Source organism: Campylobacter blaseri, from assembly GCF_013201895.1.
In the GTDB taxonomy this organism is placed as follows: Bacteria; Campylobacterota; Campylobacteria; order Campylobacterales; family Campylobacteraceae; genus Campylobacter_B; species Campylobacter_B blaseri.
In genome coordinates this window covers 254,757-277,235 of sequence record NZ_CP053841.1, presented here as the reverse complement: position 1 = coordinate 277,235, position 22,479 = coordinate 254,757, and the positions used below count along the sequence as shown (strand labels likewise).

The following is a 22,479-nucleotide window of genomic DNA, read 5'->3' as shown; positions in this document are numbered from 1 at the left end:
TATTATTTTCTATCTATAATTTATGATGGTGTCCCGTACAGGGTTCGAACCTGCGGCCCTCTGATTAAGAGTCAGATGCTCTACCAACTGAGCTAACGAGACATAGGAAATTATTATATTACCTTTTTTATAAAAAAAATATTAAATATCTATCTTTAAAAGTGTTTTATTTTTGTAGGTTATTTGAAATTTTAGTGAGAAATTTAAAATTTTGTGCCTTGAATTAAAAGCTATTGTATTTTTTGGATGCTAAAAATAGTTCATTTTGTATCTTATCTTTTGCCTTAGCAATCTCTAAATTTTCAACTGAAAAAGGTAAACTTAAACTATAGTTTATAGTTGAAAATGGTTTAGGTAAAATCATACCGTCCCAACTCTTAAACTGCCAAAATTTACTAGCTTCATAGTTTAATGCATATATATCTAAATTTTGTTTTTGTGCAATTATTACAGCTCCATCTGCTACACTATGCTTTGGGCCTCTTGGACCATCTGGGGTTATGATAACATCCACCCCATTTCTTATCTCTTTAAAAGCATTTATCAAAGCTCTTGCCCCGCCTTTTGAACTAGATCCTCTGATCGCCCCTATTCCAAAATGGCTAATAACTCTAGTTATAATCTCACCATCTTTGTGATCACTTATAATGACTTTTCCCTGTTTTTCACCATTGTAAGCTTTGCTCCACCAGTGCCTATAAGCAAAGCTCATCATAGCAAGTCTTCCATGCCAAAATACTACAACGCAGGGCTTATTTGGTAAATTTGTATCTGTGAATCTTTTTTTGCAAGTTAGAAAAATTAGCCAAATTAAGAAAAATATCACCCATTCAGCTAAGCTTAATAATACTCTTTTTTTAAGAGACAATTTCCCCATAAAGCACCATTCGTTTTGGATTTGTTATTTTAACATCCAATGTTTTTCCAAGAAGCTCTTCGCTTCCTTTTACACTAACCATAAAGTTATTAAAGCTTCTTCCTGCTACTTGAAAACCATCTCTTAGTTCCTCAAAATATACCCTATGCACTTTTCCAAGCTCTTTTTGTGTTATTTCATCTAAAATTTGCGTATGCCTGTTTTGCAAAGTAGATAGTCTTCTACTAGCTATCTCATCATCAATCATAGGTAAATTTGCAGCTGGAGTTAGTGGTCTTGGGCTAAATTTAAAAGAAAAAATTTGCTCAAATCTAACTTTTTCAAGCACATCCATTGTATCTAAAAAGTCCTCATCACTCTCGCCTGGATATGCTACTATTATATCAGTACTAATGCTAACATCTGGACACATTTCTCTAAGCTTTAAAGCTCTATCTAAAAACCACTCTTTAGTGTAACCTCTTCTCATTGCTTTTAAAACTCTAGTTGAACCACTTTGTAAAGGCATGTGCATGGATTTGCAAATTTTGTCATTATTTACAAAAACATCTAAAAATTTGTCATCCATATGAAGTGGATGTGGGCTTGTAAAACGAATTCTCTCAACCCCTTTTACATCTGAAATTTTAACTAACAAATCACTAAAATCAATTTTTTCATGAGAATTTGAAAATCTTCTACCATAATTATTTACGTTTTGACCAAGTAAAAATATCTCTTTTGCACCACTATTAACGGATTTTTCAACCTCTTTTAAAATTAAATTTGCAGGAATTGAAATTTCATCACCCCTAGTTTGAGGCACGATACAATATGAGCACTTTTTATCACAACCTATCATGATGTTTACAAAAGCTTTGTATTTAGAGGTTCTAAAATCTCCAAAAGCATACTCGCTGTCATCATAGTTTATGTCTGTGCTTATGAACTTAGGTGTGTTTACAGCCTTTGAAATTTTAGATGTATTTCTTGCACCCAAAACAAAGTCAACATATGGAGCACGCTTAAAAATTTCATCTCCTAAATGGCTTGCAGTGCAACCTAAAACACCGATTTTAGCACCATCTTTTTTAACTTTTTCAAAAGAGCCAATTTCACTAAAAAGCTTATTAACAGGTTTTTCCCTGACTGAGCAAGTGTTTATAAGTATTAAATCTGCTTTTTTTATATCATCTGTTAAGGCATAGTCCTCTTTTGATTTCAGCTCTGCGATGATATGCTCACTATCTCGAACATTCATCGCACAGCCTAAAGTCTGTATGAAAAGTAATTTACTCAAAGGATATGAACCTCATACATATATTCATTTTCATCTAAACCATATTTTACTGTTCTAAGATATGCACTAAAACCCTCTTCTTCAAAGTACTCTATCAAAGCTATAAGGTCTTTATGTGAATTTTCTTTATCAAAGTAATAAATTTTTTGTCCAACTTTCTTAATTTCCTCTTCAATTTTATCTAGAGTTATCTTTTTTGGCGCTTCATCAAGCTCGATTCTTGCTATCTTTAACTCCATTTTCAATCCTTTGCTTTTTTTAATCTATTAGTATATCAAATTTTATGTAAAAAATGGTTTAAACAAAATACAAGGCTTGTAATAGTATAATCACATACTACTCAAATTTTAAATCCATTAAAGATTTATCATTGTTAAATAAGGAAAATTATGGAAAAAATTAGTGATATTATAGAATCAATTGCAAATGAAAAGGGATTACCTGTTGATGAGGTAAAACAAAGAGTTATGACAGCTTTTATAAATACAGCCAAAAAACTTTTCGGTGAAGAGTATGAATACGAAGCATCAATTGACCCTACTACTAAAAAGGTTAAATTGTTTCAAAAAATCTTAATAGTAGCAGATAATGATGAAAATTTAGAGACTTCTAACAACCTAATCTCTATAAAAAAAGCAAAAGGGATAGACTCTAGTGCAGAAATAGGAGATGAGTTAAGTTACGATATAGATTTAGAAAATTTAGGAAGAACTGCCTCATTTACCCTATCAAAAGAGCTTAACTACCATATACAAAGACTTTTAGAAGAAAAAATATTTGAAAAGTATAATGATAAAGTAGGTAATCTAATCTTTGGTACAGTTATACATATAGATTCAGATGAAACTACCTATTTAGAAATTGAAGACTTAAAAGCATTTATGCCTAGAAAAAGCAGGATAAAAGGTGATGAAATCAAAGTTGGCGATATTATAAGAGGAGTTATTAGAAGAGTTTTTGTAGATGAAAAACAAGGAATTAAAATAGAAGTTTCAAGAACCTCTCCTAAATTTCTAGAAGCCTTGCTTGAAGCTAGCGTTCCTGAGATTAAAGATGGTAGTGTCATAATAAATGCAAGTGCTAGAATTCCAGGAAGAAGAGCTAAAGTTGCACTTACTTCAATATCGCCAAGTATAGATCCAATTGGCTCAACGGTTGGAACAAAAGGTATTAGAATAAACTCAGTAAGCAAAGAGTTAAAAAATGAAAATATTGATGTTTTAGAGTATTCTGCACAACCTGAGATAATGATATCTCGCGCTCTTGCGCCTGCTGTTGTAAATGCTGTTAAAATAGATAAGAAAAAAGCAAAAGTCTATATAAATCTTGATCAAAAAAGTAAAGCAATAGGCAAAGATGGTATAAATATCCGCCTAGCCTCAATGCTTACAGGCTATGAGATAGAATTAATTGAACCTAGTCAAAAAGAAACTAGCACCCAAGAAACCCAAACCAAAGATCTAAAATCGCTTTTCGGTGATATAGATTAATTCTCTAAAATCTTACTAGGCTCTCCAAAGAGCCTTCTTAGCTCACTTAGCTTCCTATCATCTTTAGATTCTTGCGCAGAAGAGCTTTGTCCTTGAAGTTCGCTCATAAGTGAACTTAGTTTTTTCTTATGATCCATACTTCTTTCTTCTTCGTGCTCTTGTATTTTTGTGAGCTTTTCTAAGTCTTTATCTATTTTTAGGCTATCTCTAGCTTCATTTTTTTTTTCGGGCTTAATTTCTATCTTGGTATTGTTATCAAAAGTGCTTCTTAAAACCTCTAAAATAGCTCTTGAACCCCTTCTTAAAAGCTCTTGGTTTTTACCTTCTGCTCTTGATATTAAATATAGCTTATTTTCTTCAAATTTAACAAACTCAACATCCTCTTCAAAACATTTTCCAATATCATAATCCCTGTCATAAATCCTTGCTAAAAACCTATCATAAGGACTCTCTTCTGGTTTGTTTGCAACATTAGAAGCTAAGCTTTCTTTTTCTGTATCTTCTTGTTTTAATGGTTTAAAAGTGCTTTGTTTAGACTGTTCTGTGCTTTTTTCTATGATTTTATCTATGCTTTTTAAATTCATAGCCTCCATCATCAAAAACATAGTCATAGCCAAAGTAAATCCACCATCACTATTTATAAAAAGCATATTTTTTGCTTCGCTTAGTATCCTTAAAAATCTCTCATACATTAAAAAACTAAATTTTGGATCTCTGTTTAAAAATTTATCTTTTAAATTTGCTATTAATTCATCTATAATTGTTTCAGGATCATAATTTTCAAGTTCTTTTATAATAGAAATTGCACTATCTCTATCTTGTTTTATTATTATTTTTAAAATTTCTTCAATTTTTTGTGGATCTAAAATTCCAAGCATAGAAGCAATTGCATCTTGTGTTATGTTTTTATCTGAAAATACAATTGCTTGATCAAGCAAAGTAATACTATCCCTAAGAGAACCTGAACCTCTTCTTGCTATCATATCTAAAGCTTCAATTTCGTATGGAATTTCTTCTTTTTTAATTATATTTTCAAGGTGGTTTACTATCATATTTTTAGCAATGGGTTTAAATCTAAAGTGTTGTGTTCTTGAAAGAACAGTTGCAGGAAGTTTTAGAGGATCAGTTGTTGCAAGTATAAATTTAACATAACTAGGTGGCTCTTCAAGCGTTTTTAACAGTGCATTAAATGCCTCTTTTGTTAACATATGCACTTCATCAATTATAAATATTTTAAATCTAGCACTAGCAGGAGCGTATTTAGTTTGTTCTATAAGCTCTCTAATATCATCGATTTTTCTATTGCTTGCGCCATCCATTTCCACTATATCGATATGTCTTCCATCATTTGCCATTTGACAATTTGGACAAATTTCACAAGGTTTGCTTGTTGGGCCTTGATCGCAAAGTAAAGCTTTGGCAAATATTCTTGCACTTGAAGTTTTTCCACTTCCCCTAAGTCCACTAAAAAGATAAGCATGTCCCAATCTTCCGTCATCTAATGCGTAAGAAAGTGTTTTAGACACACTTTCTTGACCTATAAGCTCTTCATAGTTTCTTGGTCTGTATTTTAGGGCTAAAGCTTGCATTTTTCTACCTTGAAATTTTGTAGTTCTATCTTTTTGAATATCTTATTAATATTATAAAATCCAAAACTATCAACTAATAAAAAAAGAAATTTCATACTAAATTATTCATTCATTATAGATAAAAGTTCTTCATTGTCTTTTGTTTTAATCATTTTTGAATACAAAAATTTAAGCGCATCAATATCATCCATGGTTGCAATAGCTGAGCGAAGTGCCCAAATTTTTTGTAATCTCTCAGGGCTTTGAAGCAACTCTTCTTTTCTTGTTCCGCTTTTAATGATATTAATTGCTGGATAAATTCTTCTATCGCTTATATTTCTATCAAGTAAAATTTCACTGTTTCCAGTTCCTTTAAACTCTTCAAATATAACCTCATCCATTCTACTGCCTGTATCAACTAAAGCTGTAGCTATTATAGTAAGACTTCCGCCCTCTTCTATGTTTCTTGCTGCACCAAAAAATCTTTTTGGCTTATGAAGAGCGTTTGCATCAACACCACCGCTTAGCACTCTTCCACTTGGTGGAGTAGCTGTATTATAAGCTCTTGCAAGTCTTGTTATACTATCAAGCAAAATTACAACATCTTTACCCATTTCAACGGCTCTTTTTGCTTTTTCTATAACAAGTTCAGAAATTCTAACATGGCTAATTGCAGGCTGATCAAAAGTTGAGCTAAAAACTTCACCTTTTACAGAGCGTTGCATATCAGTAACCTCTTCAGGTCTTTCATCAACAAGTAAAACTAAAAGTTCTATCTCTGGATGATTTTTTGAAATTCCATGCGCTAGCTCTTTCATGAGTTCTGTTTTGCCACTTTTTGGAGGTGCTACTATGAGCCCTCTTTGTCCTTTCCCTATTGGCGCAAAAAGATCGATAACTCTACCCGTTACTTTCATAGGATCATACTCTAGTTTCAACTTTTCAACTGGAAAAAGTGGAGTTAAATTTTCAAAAAGTGGTCTTTTTTTGGCTTCTTGGATAGTTTTATAATTAATAGCTTCAATTTTTAAAAGCGCATAGTATTTTTCTTGATCTTTTGGCTCTCTTACCTGTCCTGTTACTATATCACCAACCCTAAGTGCAAATTTGCGGATTTGAGACATGCTAACATATGCGTCATTTACACTATCTGTAATGCTTGCATCAATCCCTCTTAAAAAGCCGTATCCATCGTTTGTTATCTCTAAAATACCTGTAAAAAGTATAAAACCACCTTGTTTAGTTTGGGCTTTTAGTATCTCAAAACAAAGTTCTTGTCTTCTGTAAGCACTTGGATTTTCAATATTCATATCCAAAGCTAATTTAACTAAAGAATCAATAGGCTGAGACCTTAAATCCTCTATACTATATCCATCAACTGGAATATGAGTTCTAGTTTGTTTTTTATTATTGTTTTCCATTTGTCCTCTTTGTAATTTTGGAAATATTTGTAGATTTTAATTTCTTAAAGTGTAAATACAATTTTAGTCAATTTTTACTTATTTGTTTATTAATCTATTTTAAAGTGATAGATAAAACACGCCACTCATGCAAAAAGCAAATAAAAATCTTTGCCAAATTTCTATAGTATAACCGCTATTTAACAGCATTTCTAGATCTTTATTTAGATTATTATTAATCACATTATGTGATAAATAAACTTTATATCCAGAATCAAACATATATAAAAGATAAAGCAAATATAATAGTCCACTATTTATCCCTAGCCCAAATATACAAAAACTTAAAAACAAAAAATTAAATTGCGTTAAAAGAAAAAATATAGGGTTTTTTGCCCATCTTCTAGCGTATCCATAAATTAAATCTTTAAATTTTGTAGAGTTATTAAGAGCTACATCTAGACATTCAAAAATAAAAAATAAAATTACTAAGTTTCCCATTTATCTTTCTTCTTTTAAATAACCTATTATACTGAGATATTTTGAATTTTTAAAATTTTAACTTATAAATTTGGCAATAAGTTCTGTTATAATAAAATAAAAAACTATAGACAAAAAACTTATAAATAAAGTTTAAGTAAAAAACTTGAAAAAACTTTATATAATAGATTTTTATTCCTAAAATATAAAGTTATATAGCCAATACTGCAATTAAAAACAATAATAACTAAATTTTTATCTATAGATTTATTTTCCATCATAAAACTAAACCCTATAAAATAAATCTCTTAAGGGTTATATATATTTAATATAAATTTAACTAAGATATCTTGCTACTTTTAAAAATCAAAAGCTAGAAGCATAAAAGAATTCCTTATTTTTTTAGGCATAAATTTCATCAAAAGCCCTCTATATCCCATAAACTTTAAAAATTCTTTACTGTGATAATATTTTTTATATTTAATTTTAAAGCTTGAATTAAATTGCAAAAACTCTTCTAGGCTATTATATCCTAAAGCAAATTTTGCCTTATTGTTTTTCATTGCGTCATGTTTGTTTTGATTTTTAGCCCAGTAATCTCCAAAAACAAAATCTCCCATTATAGTTCCTGAAAAATTTTCATTTATAGTTTTAAAAAGCATTTGAAGTCTTTCTTTATCAAAATACATTAAAAATCCTTCAAATATAAAACAAAATTGATGATTTTTAAACTTCCTTAGTTGTTCAATATAGTTAAAATCAAAAATATCTGTAGCTATTAATGTGCTTTTATCTTCAATGTATTTTTTCCTAATCTCAATAACTTCAGGCAAATCAATATCAAAAAATTTAGCCTTTTTACTCCAAATTCTAAGACTTCTACTATCAAGTCCAGCTGCCATATTTACTATAACAGGAGAATCATTTTTTTCAATAAAATCTCTTGCTAACTTATCAAAAAAATAGGCTCTTGCTATAACGCCACCTCTTGTGAAATATGAGTAGTTAAGATATTTCAACTCATCTTCATTGAAATTTTCTAGAATTTTTATAGCAAATTCATCATTTAAAATAGGTTTTTTACTTTTTGCCTCTAAGGCTCTACAATATAATGGTATTAAAAGTGTTTTAGAGACTATATCTTTCATACAATACTCCTTATAATAATCATTATCATATTATAACATAAAATGCTTTTTTTAGTAAAATTTGAATTATTTGTAAGCTATAAAATATAAATTATTTTGGAACAGGATAATAACTATAAGGAGATGTAAATCTCCTTTAATATTATTTTAGGGTCTGAATGTGTTCAGCCACTGCTTTCATATCTTCTTCGCTCATTGAAGCCATTTGACCTTTCATAACAGCACCCATTTTAAAATCATTTTTACTGCCTGCTTTATAAGCCATCATGTCTTCTACCATTTTATCAACTTCTATAGTGTTTAAAGCTGGAATTTTACCAAGATATTTTTTTTCTGCTTTTGCACCATGACATGCAACACATTTTTTATATAAAGTAGCTCCATCTGCAGCTACAACGCTACTACATGCCAGACCTGCTAACACTGATACGATTAAAAATTTTTTCATTTTTCTTCCTTTTTTATAAGTATTTATTAGAGAATCTCTAATGTAATAATATAGCATATAAAATATTAACTATTTTTAAACAAAAGTTAATCCAACACTCTTTTGTTTAAGCTTTATAATGCTAAATTTAACCATTGGACTGGTGTGGGTTAGATGATTTATCTCTCTTTAAAAGCACCTATGCTTAAAATTTTATCCATTCTTTTTTCTAAAAGTTCATCTATGCTTAATTTTTCAAGCTCCTCAAGTTCTTTTAAAAAGTATTCTCCTAGTGCTTTTATGGCACCATCTTTATCTCTATGAGCTCCCATTTCTGGCTCTTGTATAACATCATCAATTAGTTTATGTTCCATAAGTTCACTAGCTGTAATCTTCATAGCTTTAGTAGCTAATTCACTTTTGCTAGGATCATTCCATAAAATTGCAGCACATCCTTCAGGTGAAATTACAGAAAAGACTGAGTTTTGCATCATAGCAAGCTTATCAGCAACCCCAATTGCTAATGCTCCGCCACTTCCACCTTCTCCAATAACTATGGATACAATAGGAGTTTTTAAAGCACTTAACTCGCATAAATTTCTAGCTATAGCTTCGCTTTGACCTCTTTCTTCTGCACCAATTCCTGGATAAGCTCCTGGAGTATCAACCAAAAATAAAATAGGTAAAGAAAATTTCTCGGCTAATTTTGCAACTCTTAAAGCTTTTCTATATCCTTCAGGATTTGGCATACCAAAATTTCTTTTTAACTTATGCTTGGTTCCTCGTCCTTTTTGCTCTCCGATAATAACTGCTTTTTTGTTACCAATATAGCCTATATAACAAACAATTGCTGGGTCATCCCTAAAAGCTCTATCGCCATGAATTTCATATCCATCTTGAACTAGAAGTCGTATATAATCAAGTGCGTAAGGTCTATCAGGATGTCTTGCTAATTGCAGTCTTTGGTATTCTGAAAGATTCTTATAAGTTTTTGAAATTTCTTTTTTTAAATTTTTTTCTAAAATTTCAACTGCATCATCATCGCCTTTGATTTTTGCACTTGAAATTTCTTCATCAATCTGCTTTATACCTTTTTCAAAATCCAAATAACTAGCCATAATTAATCCAACTTTTTAAATATTATAGAACCGTTAGTTCCACCAAAACCAAATGAATTGCTCATAACTATTCGTATGTCAGCTTTTCTTTTTTCATTAGCTACATAGTCTAAATCACATTCTTCATCTTTTTCTATCTGATTAATAGTTGGTGGAATAATTCCTTCTTGCATAGCCATTAAGCATGTTACTGCCTCTATAGCACCTGCTGCACCTAAACAATGTCCTACTTGTCCTTTTATAGAACTAACAATAGGAACTGAATCTTTTCCAAAAATTTCTTTAAGTGCATTAGTTTCATTTCTATCGTTAACAGGAGTTGAAGTTCCGTGTGCATTTACATAATCAATCTTAGGATTACCAGCCATTTTAAGAGCTTTTTTCATAGCTCTTAGTGGACCATCTAAAGTTGGTGATGTTATATGATAAGCATCTCCACTCTCTCCAAAGCCAATAATCTCACCGTAAATTTTTGCCCCTCTTGCTTTTGCGTCTTCATACTCTTCTAAAACCAAAGCACCAGCACCCTCACCCATAACAAAGCCATTTCTTCCTTTATCAAAAGGCCTTGATGCAGTTTTTGGATCATCATTTCTATCTGATAATGCTTTCATAGCAGCAAATCCGCCAACACCTGTTGCGCAAATTGCCGCCTCAGCCCCCACAACTAGCATTTTTTTAGCACATCCTACCTTTATAGTTTTCACCGCTTCGCATATTGCATGAGTTGAAGCAGCACAAGCTGTAACACTAGAAAGATTTGGTCCTTTTAAGTTATGTGCAATGGAAACAATTCCACCAAGCATATTTACAAGTGATGAAGGTATAAAGAATGGAGATATTCTTCTTGGCCCTCTTTTGTCGCACACAATTGAGTTTTTTTCTATATTTGGAAGTCCGCCGATACCAGCTGCTGAACTAACGCCAAATTCTTCGCTATCAAAATTATCAAAATTTGCATCCTCCATAGCTTCAGAGGCAGCTTTAAGTCCAAGATGAATAAACCTATCCATCTTTTTAACCTCTTTGCCATCTTCCACCACTTCAAATGGATCAAAATTTTTTACTTCTGCTGCTATTTGAACAGGAAAATCAGTAGCATCAAATAGTGTAATGTAATCAACTCCAGTCTTACCATCGCAAATTGCTTTAAAAGAACTATCTTTATCAAGACCAAGTGAATTTATCATTCCTATACCGGTAATTACGACTCGCTTCAAATTTTCTCCTTAATGTAGGTATTGTAAATTATAATTTTTCTATATAGTCTACAACATCTTTAATGCTAATTAGTTTTTCAGCATCACTGTCTGGAATTTCAACTTCAAATTTTTCTTCTAAAGCCATAATTAACTCAACAACATCTAGTGAGTCAGCACCTAAATCTTCTACAATTTTTGACTCCAATTTAATAGCCTCAGGGCTTACATTTAGTTGCTCTACAACTACCTCTTTAACATCTTCAAAAATCGCCATTTCAGGACTCCTTTATTAAAATAATTTTAATTTTACAAAAATTAAGCTTTTACATAGTTGAAAAGCTTAAAAATAATTATAACATAAAATTTCATTTGTAAATAACAAATAGAATTTTATCTTTAAAATCTACATATACAATCCACCATTAACCTTTATAACATCACCTGTTATATAAGAAGAGTAATCACTAAGCAAAAATGCAACTGCATTTGCAACATCTCTAGCTTCTCCAAATTTCTTTAAAGGTATTGCTTCTGAGTAATTTTTTATAATCTCTTCGCTAAGCTTTTCAGTCATTTCAGTTTTTATAAATCCTGGGGTAATACAATTAAATCTTATCCCTCTTGCAGCACCCTCTTTTGCAAAAGATTTACTCATAGCTATCATTCCACCTTTGCTAGCTGAATAATTAACTTGTCCAATATTACCCATTTCACCAACAACTGAAGCTATATTTACAACAGCACCAAAACGCTTTTTACTCATAACTTTAAGTGCCTCTCTTGAACCTATAAAAGCAGAGTTTAAATTTGCATCAATTACGCTAGTAAAGTCTTCTAGTTTCATACGAATTGCTAATTTATCATTTGTGATGCCTGCATTATTTACTAAATAACTAAGCTCTCCGTCTTTTTGAACTATATCTTTTATAGCATTTACAAATTCTTCTTCATTCGTTGCGTCAAATTTAATCATTTCGCCATCGCCACTATTTTGTTTAATCTCTTCAAGTAATGACTCTGCGATTTCAGGTTTTGAGCGGTAATTTATCCAAACTTTCAATCCCATATCTGCTAAAACTTTAGCTATACTTGCACCTATTCCTCTACTTGCACCTGTTATTAAAACATTTTTTCCACTAAATTTCATATATTTCCTTTAATTATAAAGATAAAATTTATTATAACTTTTAAATATTAATATCTTTTAAAACAGAGCCTCGTCCATCTCTTTTGGAATTTCAAGCCCCATTATTTTTAAAATAGTTGGAGCAACATTACTTAATCGTCCATTTTTTATACTGTCTACTCCATCAGCTAAAACAAAACAAAAAACATCAAACGTTGTATGATTTGTGAGCATATTACCATCTTCATCTTTCATAGATTCACAATTTCCATGATCACTAATTTGCATATAAGCATATTTGTGCTCTTGTGCTTTTTTAACTATTTGCCCTAAACACTCATCAACTACCTCAACTGCTTTAATTGATGCTTCATAATTTCCAGTATGTCCTACCATATCTCCATTTGCAAAATTTACAACGATAAAATCCTCACCATTTTCAATGCCTCTTATAACTTCGTTACAAACTTCATATGCACTCATTTGAGGTTTTTCATCATATGTTTTAACTTTTGGACTTGGCACTAAAACTCTTGTTTCATTTAATACAGGCTCCTCTTTTCCACCATTAAAGAAAAAAGTAACATGTGCATATTTTTCAGTTTCTGCTGTATGAAGTTGTGCAAGTCCTGCATTGCTTATAACATCACTTAGAGTATTTTTAATGTTTTCATTTTTTATCAATACTGGAAAATTAAATTTATCATCATAATTTGTCATTGTAATTATATTTTTAATTATATTTTTTCTTTTAAATTCACTAAACTCATCACTACTTAAGGCATTTATTATCTCTTTAACTCTATCATTTCTAAAATTTATAAAAATAACACAATCTTCTTCTTGTATACCTCCAAAATCCATAAAAGAAGCAGGTTTAATAAACTCATCTGTAATATCATTTTTATATGAATTAAATATATACTCGCTAGGTTTTTTGCTTTGGAGATTTTCTCCATCAACTATAACCTTATAAGCCTTTTCTACCCTCTCCCATCTTTTATCTCTATCCATAGCATAAAATCTGCCACTAAGAGTTGCTAAATTTGCATTTTCTTCAAGATGTTTTATGAACTCCAAACTACTTTTTGGACCCACATCTCTACCATCTGTTATAGCATGAGCAAAAACCTCTTTTCCTAAATCTTTTGCAAATTTATAAAAATAGTCAAAATGTTTTAAATGTGAATGAACTCCACCATCGCTATAAAGCCCAATAATATGAATCCTTTTAGTTTTTTTTACTAAATTTATTAAATCGCTATTTTTCTTAAAGTCATCATTTTTAATAGCTTTGTCTATTTTAATTAAATTTTGATATAAAATTCTACCACTTCCTATACTCATATGCCCTACTTCGCTATTTCCCATTTGTCCTTCAGGAAGTCCAACTGCCAAACCTGAAGTTTTTATCATTGAATTTGCTGAGTTTTGAAAAAGCCAATTATAAGTTGGTTTTTTTGCATTTGCAAAAGCATTAAATTTATCATTTTCATTATAACCTATACCATCAGTTATTACTAAAATTGTTTTTTGTGCCATTTTCTCTCTTTTAAAAAAATATCTAAGCATATTATAGTAAAATTATCTTTTAACTTTTTAAAAGGTGGTAAATGTTCTTTTTTTTATATAAATTTTTTAATATTAATATTTTCAGTTATTTAACCTCAAGAGCTGGATTGGCATTTTTCATAGCATTTGTTTTAACAATAAAATTTATGCCTAAATTTATAACTTGGGCAAGAAATAAAAAAGCTAATCAACCAATCTATGAACTAGCACCACAATCGCACCAAAATAAATGCAAAACTCCAACAATGGGAGGGATAATTTTTACTCTAAGTGCAGTTATTTCAAGTATATTATGTGTAGATTTAGCTAGCCCTTTTGCTATAGGTGGAATAATGTGTTTAGCGGGGTTTGCCTACATAGGATTTAAAGATGATTATGCAAAGATAATAGGTGGTAAAAATCATGATGGTATGAGTGCAAAAACTAAATTTGCATTACAAATTTTAATCTCTTTGTTTTTGGCTATTTTTCTTCTTGTTTTTACAAATTTAAATATGGATATTTATATTCCTTTTTACAAATATCCTATAATAAATTTAAAGTATTTCATTGTTCTTTTTTGGCTCATAGTAATTACAGCTAGTTCAAACGCTGTAAATTTAACAGATGGGCTTGATGGGCTTGCTTCTATACCATCAATTTTTTCATTGATGAGTTTGGCTACTTTTATTTATTTAAGCGGACATGCTATTTTTAGCGAATACCTTTTTCTACCCAAAATTGTTGGCATTGGAGAAGTTATTATAATATGTGCTGCATTAATTGGTTCTTTACTTGGATTTTTGTGGTACAACTGCTATCCGGCTGAAGTTTTTATGGGCGATAGTGGCAGCTTAAGTGTTGGTGCTTTTATAGGATACTGCGCTGTTATTAGCAAAAATGAGTTCTTACTAATTCTTATAGGATTTGTCTTTGTGCTTGAAACCATGTCTGTAATCCTTCAAGTTGGAAGTTTTAAATTTTTCAAAAAAAGGATATTTTTAATGGCTCCTATTCATCACCATTTTGAATTGAAGGGCTGGGTTGAGAATAAAATTATAATAAGATTTTGGATAATAGCTCTAATTGCAAACATAATTGCATTAGCTTCAATTAAATTAAGATAAATTTAAGGTAAATTTATGAAAAAATCTCTTTTTGGATACGGAAAGACTATAAAAGCAATTGCAAAAAGTGGTGGTTGGGATATTTATGATGACAAATTTAATGATATTTCAAGTGATGAGTATGGTAACTATCTACTACCACCAAGTAAATTTAACCCAAACGAAAGTGAACTTGAGATAACAACTCCAGGGTTTTTACCAAATAAAAATATTATAAAATCAGCTAAAAATTTAATTAGTGAATATGATTATTTCAAAGATACAAAACCTATTAAAGTTTGGATAAGTGGAACAAATGGTAAAACAACTACCACTCAAATGATACAACATTTAATGTCTAAATTTGGGTCAGTTATGGGTGGAAATGTTGGTGATCCTCTTGGAAATTTAGATAAAAATGCAAAATTTTGGGTGCTTGAAACAAGTTCATTTACTATACACTATACAAAATTTGCATATCCTAAAGTGTATGCTTTGCTTCCCGTAACTCCTGATCACCTTAGTTGGCATGGAAATTTTGAAGAGTATGAAAAAATCAAACTAAAACCACTTTTAATGATGGATAAAAATTGCACAGCTATAATTTCAGCAAAATATAAAAATATAAAAACAAAAGCAAATGTTATCTACTATGATAATGAACAAGATTTGGCTAAATTTTGTGATGTAAACCTAGAAGATATAAATTTTAGAGTTCCATTTTTACTTGATGGGTTAATGGCTTTAAGCATACAAAAACTTCTAATAAATGAAGTTGATGTGGAGCTACTAAATACTTTTAAACTAGACAAAAATAGAATTGAAGAATTTAAAGATGGTCTTAATAGAATTTGGGTAAATGATACAAAAGCCACAAATTTAGACGCCACAATTCAAGCAGTTAGAAGATATAAAGATAAAAAAGTTCATCTTATTTTAGGTGGAGATGATAAAGGTGTTTGTTTAAAACCACTATTTGAAAGTTTTAAAAATATAGATTTAATAATTTATGCCATAGGATCAAATACAGAAAAAATAGTAAAGCTATCAAAAGAGTTTGAAATCAAATTTTATAGATGCGAATTTCTAAAAATAGCTGTTGAAGAAATTAGTAATAACTTAAAAATTGGCGAAATAGCACTTTTAAGTCCTGCTTGTGCAAGCCTAGATCAATTTAGCTCATACGAAGAAAGAGGAAATGATTTTAAAAAATATGTTCGAAATATAAATATTTAAACTATTTTAACTTATATTTAAGCTTTATTTGTATAAAATTATATTTCACTTTTTGGGTGGTTGGATAGCTCAGTCGGTAGAGCAGCAGACTGAAAATCTGCGTGTCGGCAGTTCGATTCTGCCTCTAACCACCATTTCTTTATAAAATCCCTTAAATATCAAGCTTTAATTTACATTAAGAAATCTTAATGTTCTAATTTTATATAAAATTTTTTATTTTTTACTCTATCATAATATATTTTACCTTTCTATAAATAACAATAAAGAGATGATAACCAAAGTTACTACTGAATTTATTACTAAATCATTATTTTTACTACTCATCTTTTGTACTCTTAATAAATATTTATTGGTTTTATCTTTATATTATTAAAAAGTTATTTTATAAAATTAAATATATAAAATAAATCCTACTATTTTTCAATATCTATACTATTTTTACTTAATTATAAACTACGATATAAAGTTTAAAAATTTAATTCCGTAGATGATTTTTAATAAATATTGCATAAAGAAAATATTAAATTTTTTGATATAAATTTCAAGGATAACAACCATAGAAAAATTGTTCAAATATAATTTTAAACTTATACAACAACTTTAATACAAATACAATAAAAGTCAAAATAAATAACGATAATATCTGCAAACAAACCATTAAATGACTTAAATAACAAAGCAAATCTAATCTTTGTAAGAGTAAATTTATTTTAAAAATTATAATAACTTTATTAATTAAACAATATAAAATTATAATAAAAACCTATTTGACTTATATTTAAAATATTTTATTATTTGTTTAAATTAATAATTTTAAAGGAGAATGCTATGGCAAACATATCAAGACGAAACATTCTTAAAATGGGCGTAGTTGGCGCTGGAACTTTAGCATTAAGTAGCATAAATGCGACTGCTGCCGCAAACGAAAAAGATGTTAAATTTGATGAAGAGTGGGATGTTGTAGTTGTTGGTTCTGGCTTTGCTGGACTTGCAGCAGGTTTAACAACAGCAAAAAAAGGAAACAGAGTTTTAATCCTTGAAAAAATGGGAAGAATTGGTGGAAACTCCGTTATAAATGGCGGAGCAATGTCACTTCCAAATAACCCAGTTCAAGAAAAACAGGGCATTAAAGATAGTAAAGAACTATTTATGCAAGATTGTCTAAAAGCTGGTCTTGGACTAAATCACCCAGAGCTTTTAGAAACTCTAGCAAAAAGAGGCAATGACGCATATAAATTTTTAGTTGAAGAGGGTGTTGTTTTTGATGAGAATGTTGTAGCACACTTTGGTGGACACAGTGTTCCTAGAACTCTAACTACAAAAAATCACTCAGGTTCAGGATATATTCATCCAATGGTTGAACAATTTCAAAAAATAGAAAATTGTGAGCTTAGAAGAAGAGCTAAATTTGATGATTTTATAGTTAATAATAATGGTCGTGTAGTTGGAGTTGCTATTAGAGAAAATTATAGGTTTGATGATAATCTTTATAGTGATGACCTTGAAAATACAAGTGGAGAAAAGAAAATAATCAAGGCTAAGAAAGGTGTAGTTTTAGCAAGTGGTGGATTTTGCAGAGATAGAATTTACAGAAAACTACAAGACCCAAGAATTCCTGATGATGTTGATAGCACAAACCATGCTGGAGCAACAGCTGGGGTTTTACTAAAAGCCTTTGATTTAGGTGCTTATCCTGTTCAAGTATCTTGGATTCAATTTGGTCCTTGGGCTTCTCCTGATGAAAAAGGTTTTGGTATGGCACCGCTTTTAACTCAAGAAGGTATGTTTAAATTTGGTTTTGCTGTTGATGTTAGAAATGGAAAACGCTTTATGAATGAACTAGCCGATAGAAAAACAAGAGCTGATGCTGAGTTTAAAATTTTAAAAGAAGCTCCAAATGCCTATCCTATCGCAATAGGTTATGAAGATTCATTTAGATTAATAAATCCTGATGTTGTTAAAAAAGCTCTTTCAAACGATAAACTTGTTGGGGTATGCCAAAGCCTAGATGAAATAGCAAGTAAATATGGTGTTCCACTAGATGGTTTAAAAGAGAGTGTGAAAAAATATAACGAAGGTATCAAGGCTGGTAATGATGAATTTGGCAAACCAGTTGATCAACTAAAAGGCGAACTATTTAAAGAAAATGGTCCATACTATGTAATCCGCCTTTCTCCAAAACCTCACCACACAATGGGTGGTTTAAAAATCAACGAAAAGGCTGAGGTGTTATCTTCAAAAACCGGAAAACCAATAGAAGGTCTATATGCAGCTGGCGAGATAACTGGTGGAACTCATGGTGCAAGTAGGCTTGGTTCTGTTGCTATAACTGATTGTATTATTTTTGGAATGATTGCTGGTGAAAATATTTAATTTTGATGAGGCATATGCCTCATCTTTAGGCTATTTTAATTAAATACACTAATGTTTTTTTTTACAAATAATCCTATTTACTATGTTTATAAAATCATAATATTAGTTAATATATCGATAATGAATATTAATTTAATATTCATTTAAATATGCATATTATATAATAATTTTTTTAAATAAATTTCTAAGGAATATTTTTGAAAAACTTAATCAAAATCGAACTAGCTATTGTTTTGTTATGCAATATTATGTCAGTTGTTCAAGCAAAAGATGAAAGTGTAATACTTGAAGCAACAGAAGTTGTTGGCCAAAAATTTAAAGAGAAAGACAAAGCTTATATGAAAAGTGGGGCTGTAAGTATACGAGATGAGATAAATAAACAAGACAAAGACTTAGATGCCGTTATCCGTTCAGCTCCTGGAACTTTTACGCAGATGAACAAAGCCTCTGGTGCGGTTAGTGTAAATATAAGAGGTGGTACTGGTTTTGGTAGAGTAAATACAATGGTTGATGGGGTAACTCAGACATTTTATAGTAGTGGTGGTGACACTGGTGGAAAAGGCGGTGCTGGTTCACAATTTGGTGCATCTATTGACCCTGCTTTTTTAACTAGTGTTGAGATAAATAGAGGTTCTTTTAAAGGAGCCGGTGGCTCAAATGCATTAATGGGCTCAGCAAATTTTAAAACTATCGGCGTAGATGATATCTTAAGATTTGATAGAAATATAGGCGGTATGATAAGATACCAAAATGGAAATAATGATATGAAACCTGAATATATGGTTGCACTTGCAGGAAAGAGTATTTTTGATTATGGTGGCTGGCTTGGAGTTTTATATGGATATAGCCGAAAAACTATAACTCAAAATTACAAAATAGGTGGTGGAGAAACACATAAAGAACGAATGGATAAAAAAGTTAATCACCTAATAGATAAAATTGCAGGTGCGGGTGGATGGTTTTGTAGAAGCGGTGATCAAGATTGCATAGACAATGAAGTTAGAAAATATAATGTAGTTCCTTTCGATCCTGAAAAAGTTAAACAAAAACCAGAAAACCATATTTTTAAAATCGAATATGGTGATGATTATAATATTTTAGAACTTCAATACAGAAAAGGAACTAATCACTTAGCAGGTCGTAGTATAGAAAATGATACCAAACAGATTAATTATAATTTTTCTATACCTGATAACAATTTTATGAATTTAAATTTATTATATTCAAAAAATGAAAATTCACAAAACTATGATATTGGTTCTAGTATAATAAACAGAACTATTATAAAACCCTTGAAAGGGTATAATAAATCAACCATATTTGATATAAGTAATACTTTTGAGTTTAATTTTCCTTTTGATACAACTTTAAATATAACTACTGGTGTTAATCGTCTAGAAAATAAATATTCAAGAAATCGTTATCCCGACGAATTAAGAATTTATAAAATTTGTGAAGAAGATGAGGAAAGTGATAATTGTTTAGTTCCAAATGGCGAAATTAACAAAAATGTTTTTACTGAAGAGGAAAAAATAAATGCTTCTTTGCCTACAAACTCCTTTTTTCCACAGGGTAATCAAAAATTTAAAACTCTTTATTTGGATAATCAACTTAAATGGAATATGTTTACACTTGATTATAATATAAATTTAGTTAGATACAAAAATAGAGGAGAAAGTTTTAAAACTACATTTTTAAGCGAAGATGATTTAGAAAACAGGTGGGAAGGTTTAAATGATACAAAAGATTTTTTAAAAGATGAGCTTGATGATGCAACATCACCCGAAATAATAAAAAATTTAAATGAACAATTAAACAATGTTCAAAAAAGAATTAATGAGCTAAATAAACATTGGGATTTTTCAAACAATGAATGGAAAGCCCCCGTTATAAATGTAACAGATCATTATAATGAGGTAAAAAATAACTTTGTAAACTACTCTATGATGTTGACAGCAAATATAAATGATTATTTTATACCTTTTATAGGATATTCTAAAACTCATAGAGCTCCTACTATACAAGAAATGTTTTTTTCAAGCTTAGGAGATGCTGGGGTAAATTTAGGGCTTAAACCAGAAACAGCGAAAACTAAACAGATAGGCTTTAATGGTTTTTTAGAAGGAGCTTTTACAGACAATGATAAAATTGGCTATAAATTTACAGGATATAAGACAAAAATTAATAATTTCATACACAATGCTTCTGATTACAGAAATATAGGAATAAAACTGTCAGATGGAGATAGTGCATATGTTAAAACTATATATCATAGAAATTATGATCAACTAGTAACTATAAAAGGTTTCGAGGCAGAATTTAGCTACGACATGGGAACATTTTTTGCAAATATAGCCTACGCAAGACAAAAAACTAATCAGCCAGCCTCTTATAGTGATATATCAAGAACTGCACAAAGTCCAACTTCTGAACAAGCAGATGCTCAAAGCTTTGGATTAACAAAAGTAACAATTCTACCTAATAGCTATGGTTCAATTGAACTTGGAACTAGATTATTTGATCAAAAGCTCACACTAGGTACTGTAATTAAATACTATGGCAAAAGTAAAAGAAGTAAATATGAAACTGTTGTAATGTGTGAAGGTGGAATTAGGGCAATTAGCAAAAAAGATGTTAACCCTATATCAGGTATAGTAACATATAGACCACCTCAATGTCCAAGAATAAAAGATAAATATGGCAACACTACAGGAAATCAATATAAAAGAGTTGGTGAAATAGCAGAATATGAAGAAGTAGAAAGCCAACCAATTATTTATGATTTATATGCTATTTATGAGCCTAATAAAAATCTTATGATAAAATTAGCGATTGATAACTTAACAGATGAAAAATATGTAAACCCACTTGATGCAAATAACGATTCAGCTTCTCAATATATAGTAGGAATTCAAACAGCGGGTGGTAGTGATAAAAATGTAGAATTTTTCCAAAATAACTTTGCTCGTGGAAGAACTTTCAAACTAAGTTTTTCTTATAAATTTTAATAAATTTACAATTCCTTCTTTAGCTTAGCAAAGAGGGAATTAAAAGTTTAAATTTATGATTTAATTATATCCAAAAGCTCAAAAAAAATCTTTGATAATTTTTTATCTTTTTTATATGCTAAAACCAAAGTTTTATCTAAATCTGGTTCGTCTATATCAAAAAGTTTTATGCTATTTTTTATATCTTCTGTGATAAATTGAGAGTTAATAAAACAAATTCCAAGACCTGAAATAACCATTTGTATAGCTATGCTAAATGATTCTACTTCGCATGATATTTTTGGTTTAAAATTATTTTTTAAAAATATCTTATCAATCAATCCTCTAGTTCTTTGAGAATCTCTTGGAAGTATAAATTTTTCTTTTTTTAAACTACTTAATTTTATTTTAGGATATTTTTCATTAGAATTTTGAAATTTTTTGGATAATTTATGATTTAATGAAACTGCTAAATATGTTTTCTCTTTTTTAATAATTTCATAAGAAATTTCATCTGTTTCAATAGGTAATGTGAAAATTCCAAAATCAATATATGAATTAAGAATAGCTCTTTTGATTGCAATAGAAGAATTTAGTTGAACTATTTTAACATTAATTTTAGGAAATCTTTTACAAAAATTAATTATATCTTTATAAGTAAATGCATATCCTATTTGAGAAAATGCTATTTTTAAAGTTTTTTTATTGCACACCAGCTCACTTATCTCATCTTTTAAATTTTTTTGCAAATTTAAAATAACCTTTGCTTTTGAAATATAAATTTCACCAGCATAAGTTAGCGCTAAATTATGTTTTCTATCAAAAATTTGGACACCAAGTTCATTTTCTAAATTTAAAATTGTTTGCGATAAAGATGGTTGCGTTACTTTTAGATTATGTGCAGCCACTGTAAAACTTTTCTCTTTAGCAACCTCTACAGCGAACTCCATCTGTCTAGTATTCATAATTATCCTTTGATAATATATGTCTGTATTATAGTTAAAAACTATTAAATTATAAATTAAAACTATTTGACTTATAACAAAAAAAAGTTTATTATTTTAATAGAATATTAAAATATTATATTAACTAAAAAATTTAATAATTTTTT

Annotated in this window: 19 protein-coding genes and 2 tRNA genes; 6 read left to right on the top strand and 15 right to left on the bottom strand. The window is 29.7% G+C overall.

The annotated features are described in order from the left end of the window. Window positions 1-26: 26 nt before the first annotated feature. The 4 genes from CBLAS_RS01450 to CBLAS_RS01435 form a co-directional block, all read right to left on the bottom strand. A tRNA-Lys gene (locus tag CBLAS_RS01450) sits at window positions 27-102 on the bottom strand. A 121-nt stretch (window positions 103-223) separates the two neighbouring features. Beyond that, window positions 224-877: a lysophospholipid acyltransferase family protein gene (locus tag CBLAS_RS01445; protein ID WP_106871001.1), complete on the bottom strand. Its 654-nt coding sequence runs from the start codon at window positions 875-877 to the stop codon at window positions 224-226. Beyond that, window positions 858-2,156 (bottom strand): tRNA (N6-isopentenyl adenosine(37)-C2)-methylthiotransferase MiaB, encoded by a 1,299-nt coding sequence (miaB, locus tag CBLAS_RS01440; protein ID WP_106870999.1) that lies wholly within the window; start codon window positions 2,154-2,156, stop codon window positions 858-860. Before miaB ends, CBLAS_RS01445 begins: the two co-directional genes overlap by 20 nt. Continuing rightward, window positions 2,153-2,395: an HP0268 family nuclease gene (locus tag CBLAS_RS01435; protein ID WP_106870998.1), complete on the bottom strand. Its 243-nt coding sequence runs from the start codon at window positions 2,393-2,395 to the stop codon at window positions 2,153-2,155. Before CBLAS_RS01435 ends, miaB begins: the two co-directional genes overlap by 4 nt. A gap of 150 nt (window positions 2,396-2,545) precedes the next feature. Here CBLAS_RS01435 and nusA point away from each other — a divergent pair, with 150 nt between their 5' ends. Next, window positions 2,546-3,646: a transcription termination factor NusA gene (gene nusA, locus CBLAS_RS01430; RefSeq protein ID WP_106870996.1), complete on the top strand. Its 1,101-nt coding sequence runs from the start codon at window positions 2,546-2,548 to the stop codon at window positions 3,644-3,646. On the opposite strand, the gene CBLAS_RS01425 is transcribed toward nusA, so the two are convergent. From CBLAS_RS01425 to gpmI, 10 genes are all read right to left on the bottom strand, one after another. Beyond that, window positions 3,643-5,235, bottom strand: a complete 1,593-nt coding sequence (locus CBLAS_RS01425) for a DNA polymerase III subunit gamma/tau (RefSeq protein ID WP_106870994.1) — start codon at window positions 5,233-5,235, stop codon at window positions 3,643-3,645. The genes nusA and CBLAS_RS01425 overlap by 4 nt on opposite strands. Window positions 5,236-5,336: 101 nt before the next feature. Next, the gene (gene rho / locus CBLAS_RS01420) at window positions 5,337-6,635 is read right to left on the bottom strand and encodes a transcription termination factor Rho (protein WP_106870992.1); all 1,299 of its coding nucleotides are present in this window, start codon (window positions 6,633-6,635) and stop codon (window positions 5,337-5,339) included. Window positions 6,636-6,734: 99 nt separating this feature from the next. Further along, complete coding sequence (locus CBLAS_RS01415) at window positions 6,735-7,115, bottom strand: hypothetical protein (RefSeq protein ID WP_106870990.1); 381 nt, start codon at window positions 7,113-7,115, stop codon at window positions 6,735-6,737. A 338-nt stretch (window positions 7,116-7,453) separates the two neighbouring features. Beyond that, entirely contained in the window at window positions 7,454-8,242 is a 789-nt protein-coding gene (locus tag CBLAS_RS01410) for a class I SAM-dependent methyltransferase (RefSeq protein WP_106870988.1), read from the bottom strand. A gap of 142 nt (window positions 8,243-8,384) precedes the next feature. Then, window positions 8,385-8,690 (bottom strand): c-type cytochrome, encoded by a 306-nt coding sequence (locus tag CBLAS_RS01405; protein ID WP_106870986.1) that lies wholly within the window; start codon window positions 8,688-8,690, stop codon window positions 8,385-8,387. 158 nt (window positions 8,691-8,848) lie between these two features. Next, entirely contained in the window at window positions 8,849-9,787 is a 939-nt protein-coding gene (gene accA / locus CBLAS_RS01400) for an acetyl-CoA carboxylase carboxyl transferase subunit alpha (protein WP_106870984.1), read from the bottom strand. Between the two features lie 2 nt (window positions 9,788-9,789). After that, complete coding sequence (locus tag CBLAS_RS01395; RefSeq protein WP_106870982.1) at window positions 9,790-11,007, bottom strand: beta-ketoacyl-ACP synthase II; 1,218 nt, start codon at window positions 11,005-11,007, stop codon at window positions 9,790-9,792. Between the two features lie 28 nt (window positions 11,008-11,035). Next, the gene (gene acpP / locus CBLAS_RS01390; protein ID WP_106870980.1) at window positions 11,036-11,263 is read right to left on the bottom strand and encodes an acyl carrier protein; all 228 of its coding nucleotides are present in this window, start codon (window positions 11,261-11,263) and stop codon (window positions 11,036-11,038) included. A 129-nt stretch (window positions 11,264-11,392) separates the two neighbouring features. After that, window positions 11,393-12,136, bottom strand: coding sequence for a 3-oxoacyl-ACP reductase FabG (gene fabG / locus CBLAS_RS01385; protein ID WP_106870978.1), 744 nt, complete (start codon window positions 12,134-12,136; stop codon window positions 11,393-11,395). A 57-nt stretch (window positions 12,137-12,193) separates the two neighbouring features. Beyond that, complete coding sequence (gene gpmI, locus CBLAS_RS01380) at window positions 12,194-13,657, bottom strand: 2,3-bisphosphoglycerate-independent phosphoglycerate mutase (RefSeq protein ID WP_106870976.1); 1,464 nt, start codon at window positions 13,655-13,657, stop codon at window positions 12,194-12,196. A gap of 71 nt (window positions 13,658-13,728) precedes the next feature. On the opposite strand from gpmI, the gene mraY reads away from it, so the two are divergent. The 5 genes from mraY to CBLAS_RS01355 all read left to right on the top strand — a co-directional run bounded on the left by mraY (window position 13,729) and on the right by CBLAS_RS01355 (window position 21,389). Continuing rightward, entirely contained in the window at window positions 13,729-14,793 is a 1,065-nt protein-coding gene (gene mraY / locus CBLAS_RS01375; RefSeq protein ID WP_106870974.1) for a phospho-N-acetylmuramoyl-pentapeptide-transferase, read from the top strand. Between the two features lie 15 nt (window positions 14,794-14,808). Continuing rightward, window positions 14,809-16,008 carry a UDP-N-acetylmuramoyl-L-alanine--D-glutamate ligase gene (gene murD, locus CBLAS_RS01370; protein ID WP_106870971.1) on the top strand — a complete coding sequence of 400 codons (1,200 nt, stop codon included), beginning with the start codon at window positions 14,809-14,811 and terminating at the stop codon, window positions 16,006-16,008. A 58-nt stretch (window positions 16,009-16,066) separates the two neighbouring features. After that, window positions 16,067-16,142, top strand: a tRNA-Phe gene (locus CBLAS_RS01365). A gap of 694 nt (window positions 16,143-16,836) precedes the next feature. Then, entirely contained in the window at window positions 16,837-18,381 is a 1,545-nt protein-coding gene (locus CBLAS_RS01360; RefSeq protein ID WP_106870969.1) for a flavocytochrome c, read from the top strand. Window positions 18,382-18,578: 197 nt separating this feature from the next. After that, the gene (locus CBLAS_RS01355; RefSeq protein WP_106870968.1) at window positions 18,579-21,389 is read left to right on the top strand and encodes a TonB-dependent receptor plug domain-containing protein; all 2,811 of its coding nucleotides are present in this window, start codon (window positions 18,579-18,581) and stop codon (window positions 21,387-21,389) included. A 53-nt stretch (window positions 21,390-21,442) separates the two neighbouring features. Here the strand turns inward: CBLAS_RS01355 and CBLAS_RS01350 are convergent, their stop codons facing one another. After that, complete coding sequence (locus CBLAS_RS01350; protein WP_106870966.1) at window positions 21,443-22,333, bottom strand: LysR family transcriptional regulator; 891 nt, start codon at window positions 22,331-22,333, stop codon at window positions 21,443-21,445. Window positions 22,334-22,479 lie beyond the last annotated feature (146 nt).

Excerpts from the sequence above, each read along its gene's own strand:
- CBLAS_RS01445 (WP_106871001.1), bottom strand. The coding sequence starts at position 877 with ATGGGGAAATTGTCTCTTAAAAAAAGAGTATTATTAAGCTTAGCTGAA.
- nusA (WP_106870996.1), top strand. The coding sequence starts at position 2,546 with ATGGAAAAAATTAGTGATATTATAGAATCAATTGCAAATGAAAAGGGA.
- accA (WP_106870984.1), bottom strand. The coding sequence starts at position 9,787 with ATGGCTAGTTATTTGGATTTTGAAAAAGGTATAAAGCAGATTGATGAA.
- murD (WP_106870971.1), top strand. The coding sequence starts at position 14,809 with ATGAAAAAATCTCTTTTTGGATACGGAAAGACTATAAAAGCAATTGCA.
- CBLAS_RS01360 (WP_106870969.1), top strand. The coding sequence starts at position 16,837 with ATGGCAAACATATCAAGACGAAACATTCTTAAAATGGGCGTAGTTGGC.
- rho (WP_106870992.1), bottom strand. The coding sequence starts at position 6,635 with ATGGAAAACAATAATAAAAAACAAACTAGAACTCATATTCCAGTTGAT.
- CBLAS_RS01415 (WP_106870990.1), bottom strand. The coding sequence starts at position 7,115 with ATGGGAAACTTAGTAATTTTATTTTTTATTTTTGAATGTCTAGATGTA.
- CBLAS_RS01410 (WP_106870988.1), bottom strand. The coding sequence starts at position 8,242 with ATGAAAGATATAGTCTCTAAAACACTTTTAATACCATTATATTGTAGA.
- fabG (WP_106870978.1), bottom strand. The coding sequence starts at position 12,136 with ATGAAATTTAGTGGAAAAAATGTTTTAATAACAGGTGCAAGTAGAGGA.
- CBLAS_RS01350 (WP_106870966.1), bottom strand. The coding sequence starts at position 22,333 with ATGAATACTAGACAGATGGAGTTCGCTGTAGAGGTTGCTAAAGAGAAA.
- gpmI (WP_106870976.1), bottom strand. The coding sequence starts at position 13,657 with ATGGCACAAAAAACAATTTTAGTAATAACTGATGGTATAGGTTATAAT.
- CBLAS_RS01435 (WP_106870998.1), bottom strand. The coding sequence starts at position 2,395 with ATGGAGTTAAAGATAGCAAGAATCGAGCTTGATGAAGCGCCAAAAAAG.
- mraY (WP_106870974.1), top strand. The coding sequence starts at position 13,729 with ATGTTCTTTTTTTTATATAAATTTTTTAATATTAATATTTTCAGTTAT.
- CBLAS_RS01405 (WP_106870986.1), bottom strand. The coding sequence starts at position 8,690 with ATGAAAAAATTTTTAATCGTATCAGTGTTAGCAGGTCTGGCATGTAGT.
- acpP (WP_106870980.1), bottom strand. The coding sequence starts at position 11,263 with ATGGCGATTTTTGAAGATGTTAAAGAGGTAGTTGTAGAGCAACTAAAT.
- CBLAS_RS01425 (WP_106870994.1), bottom strand. The coding sequence starts at position 5,235 with ATGCAAGCTTTAGCCCTAAAATACAGACCAAGAAACTATGAAGAGCTT.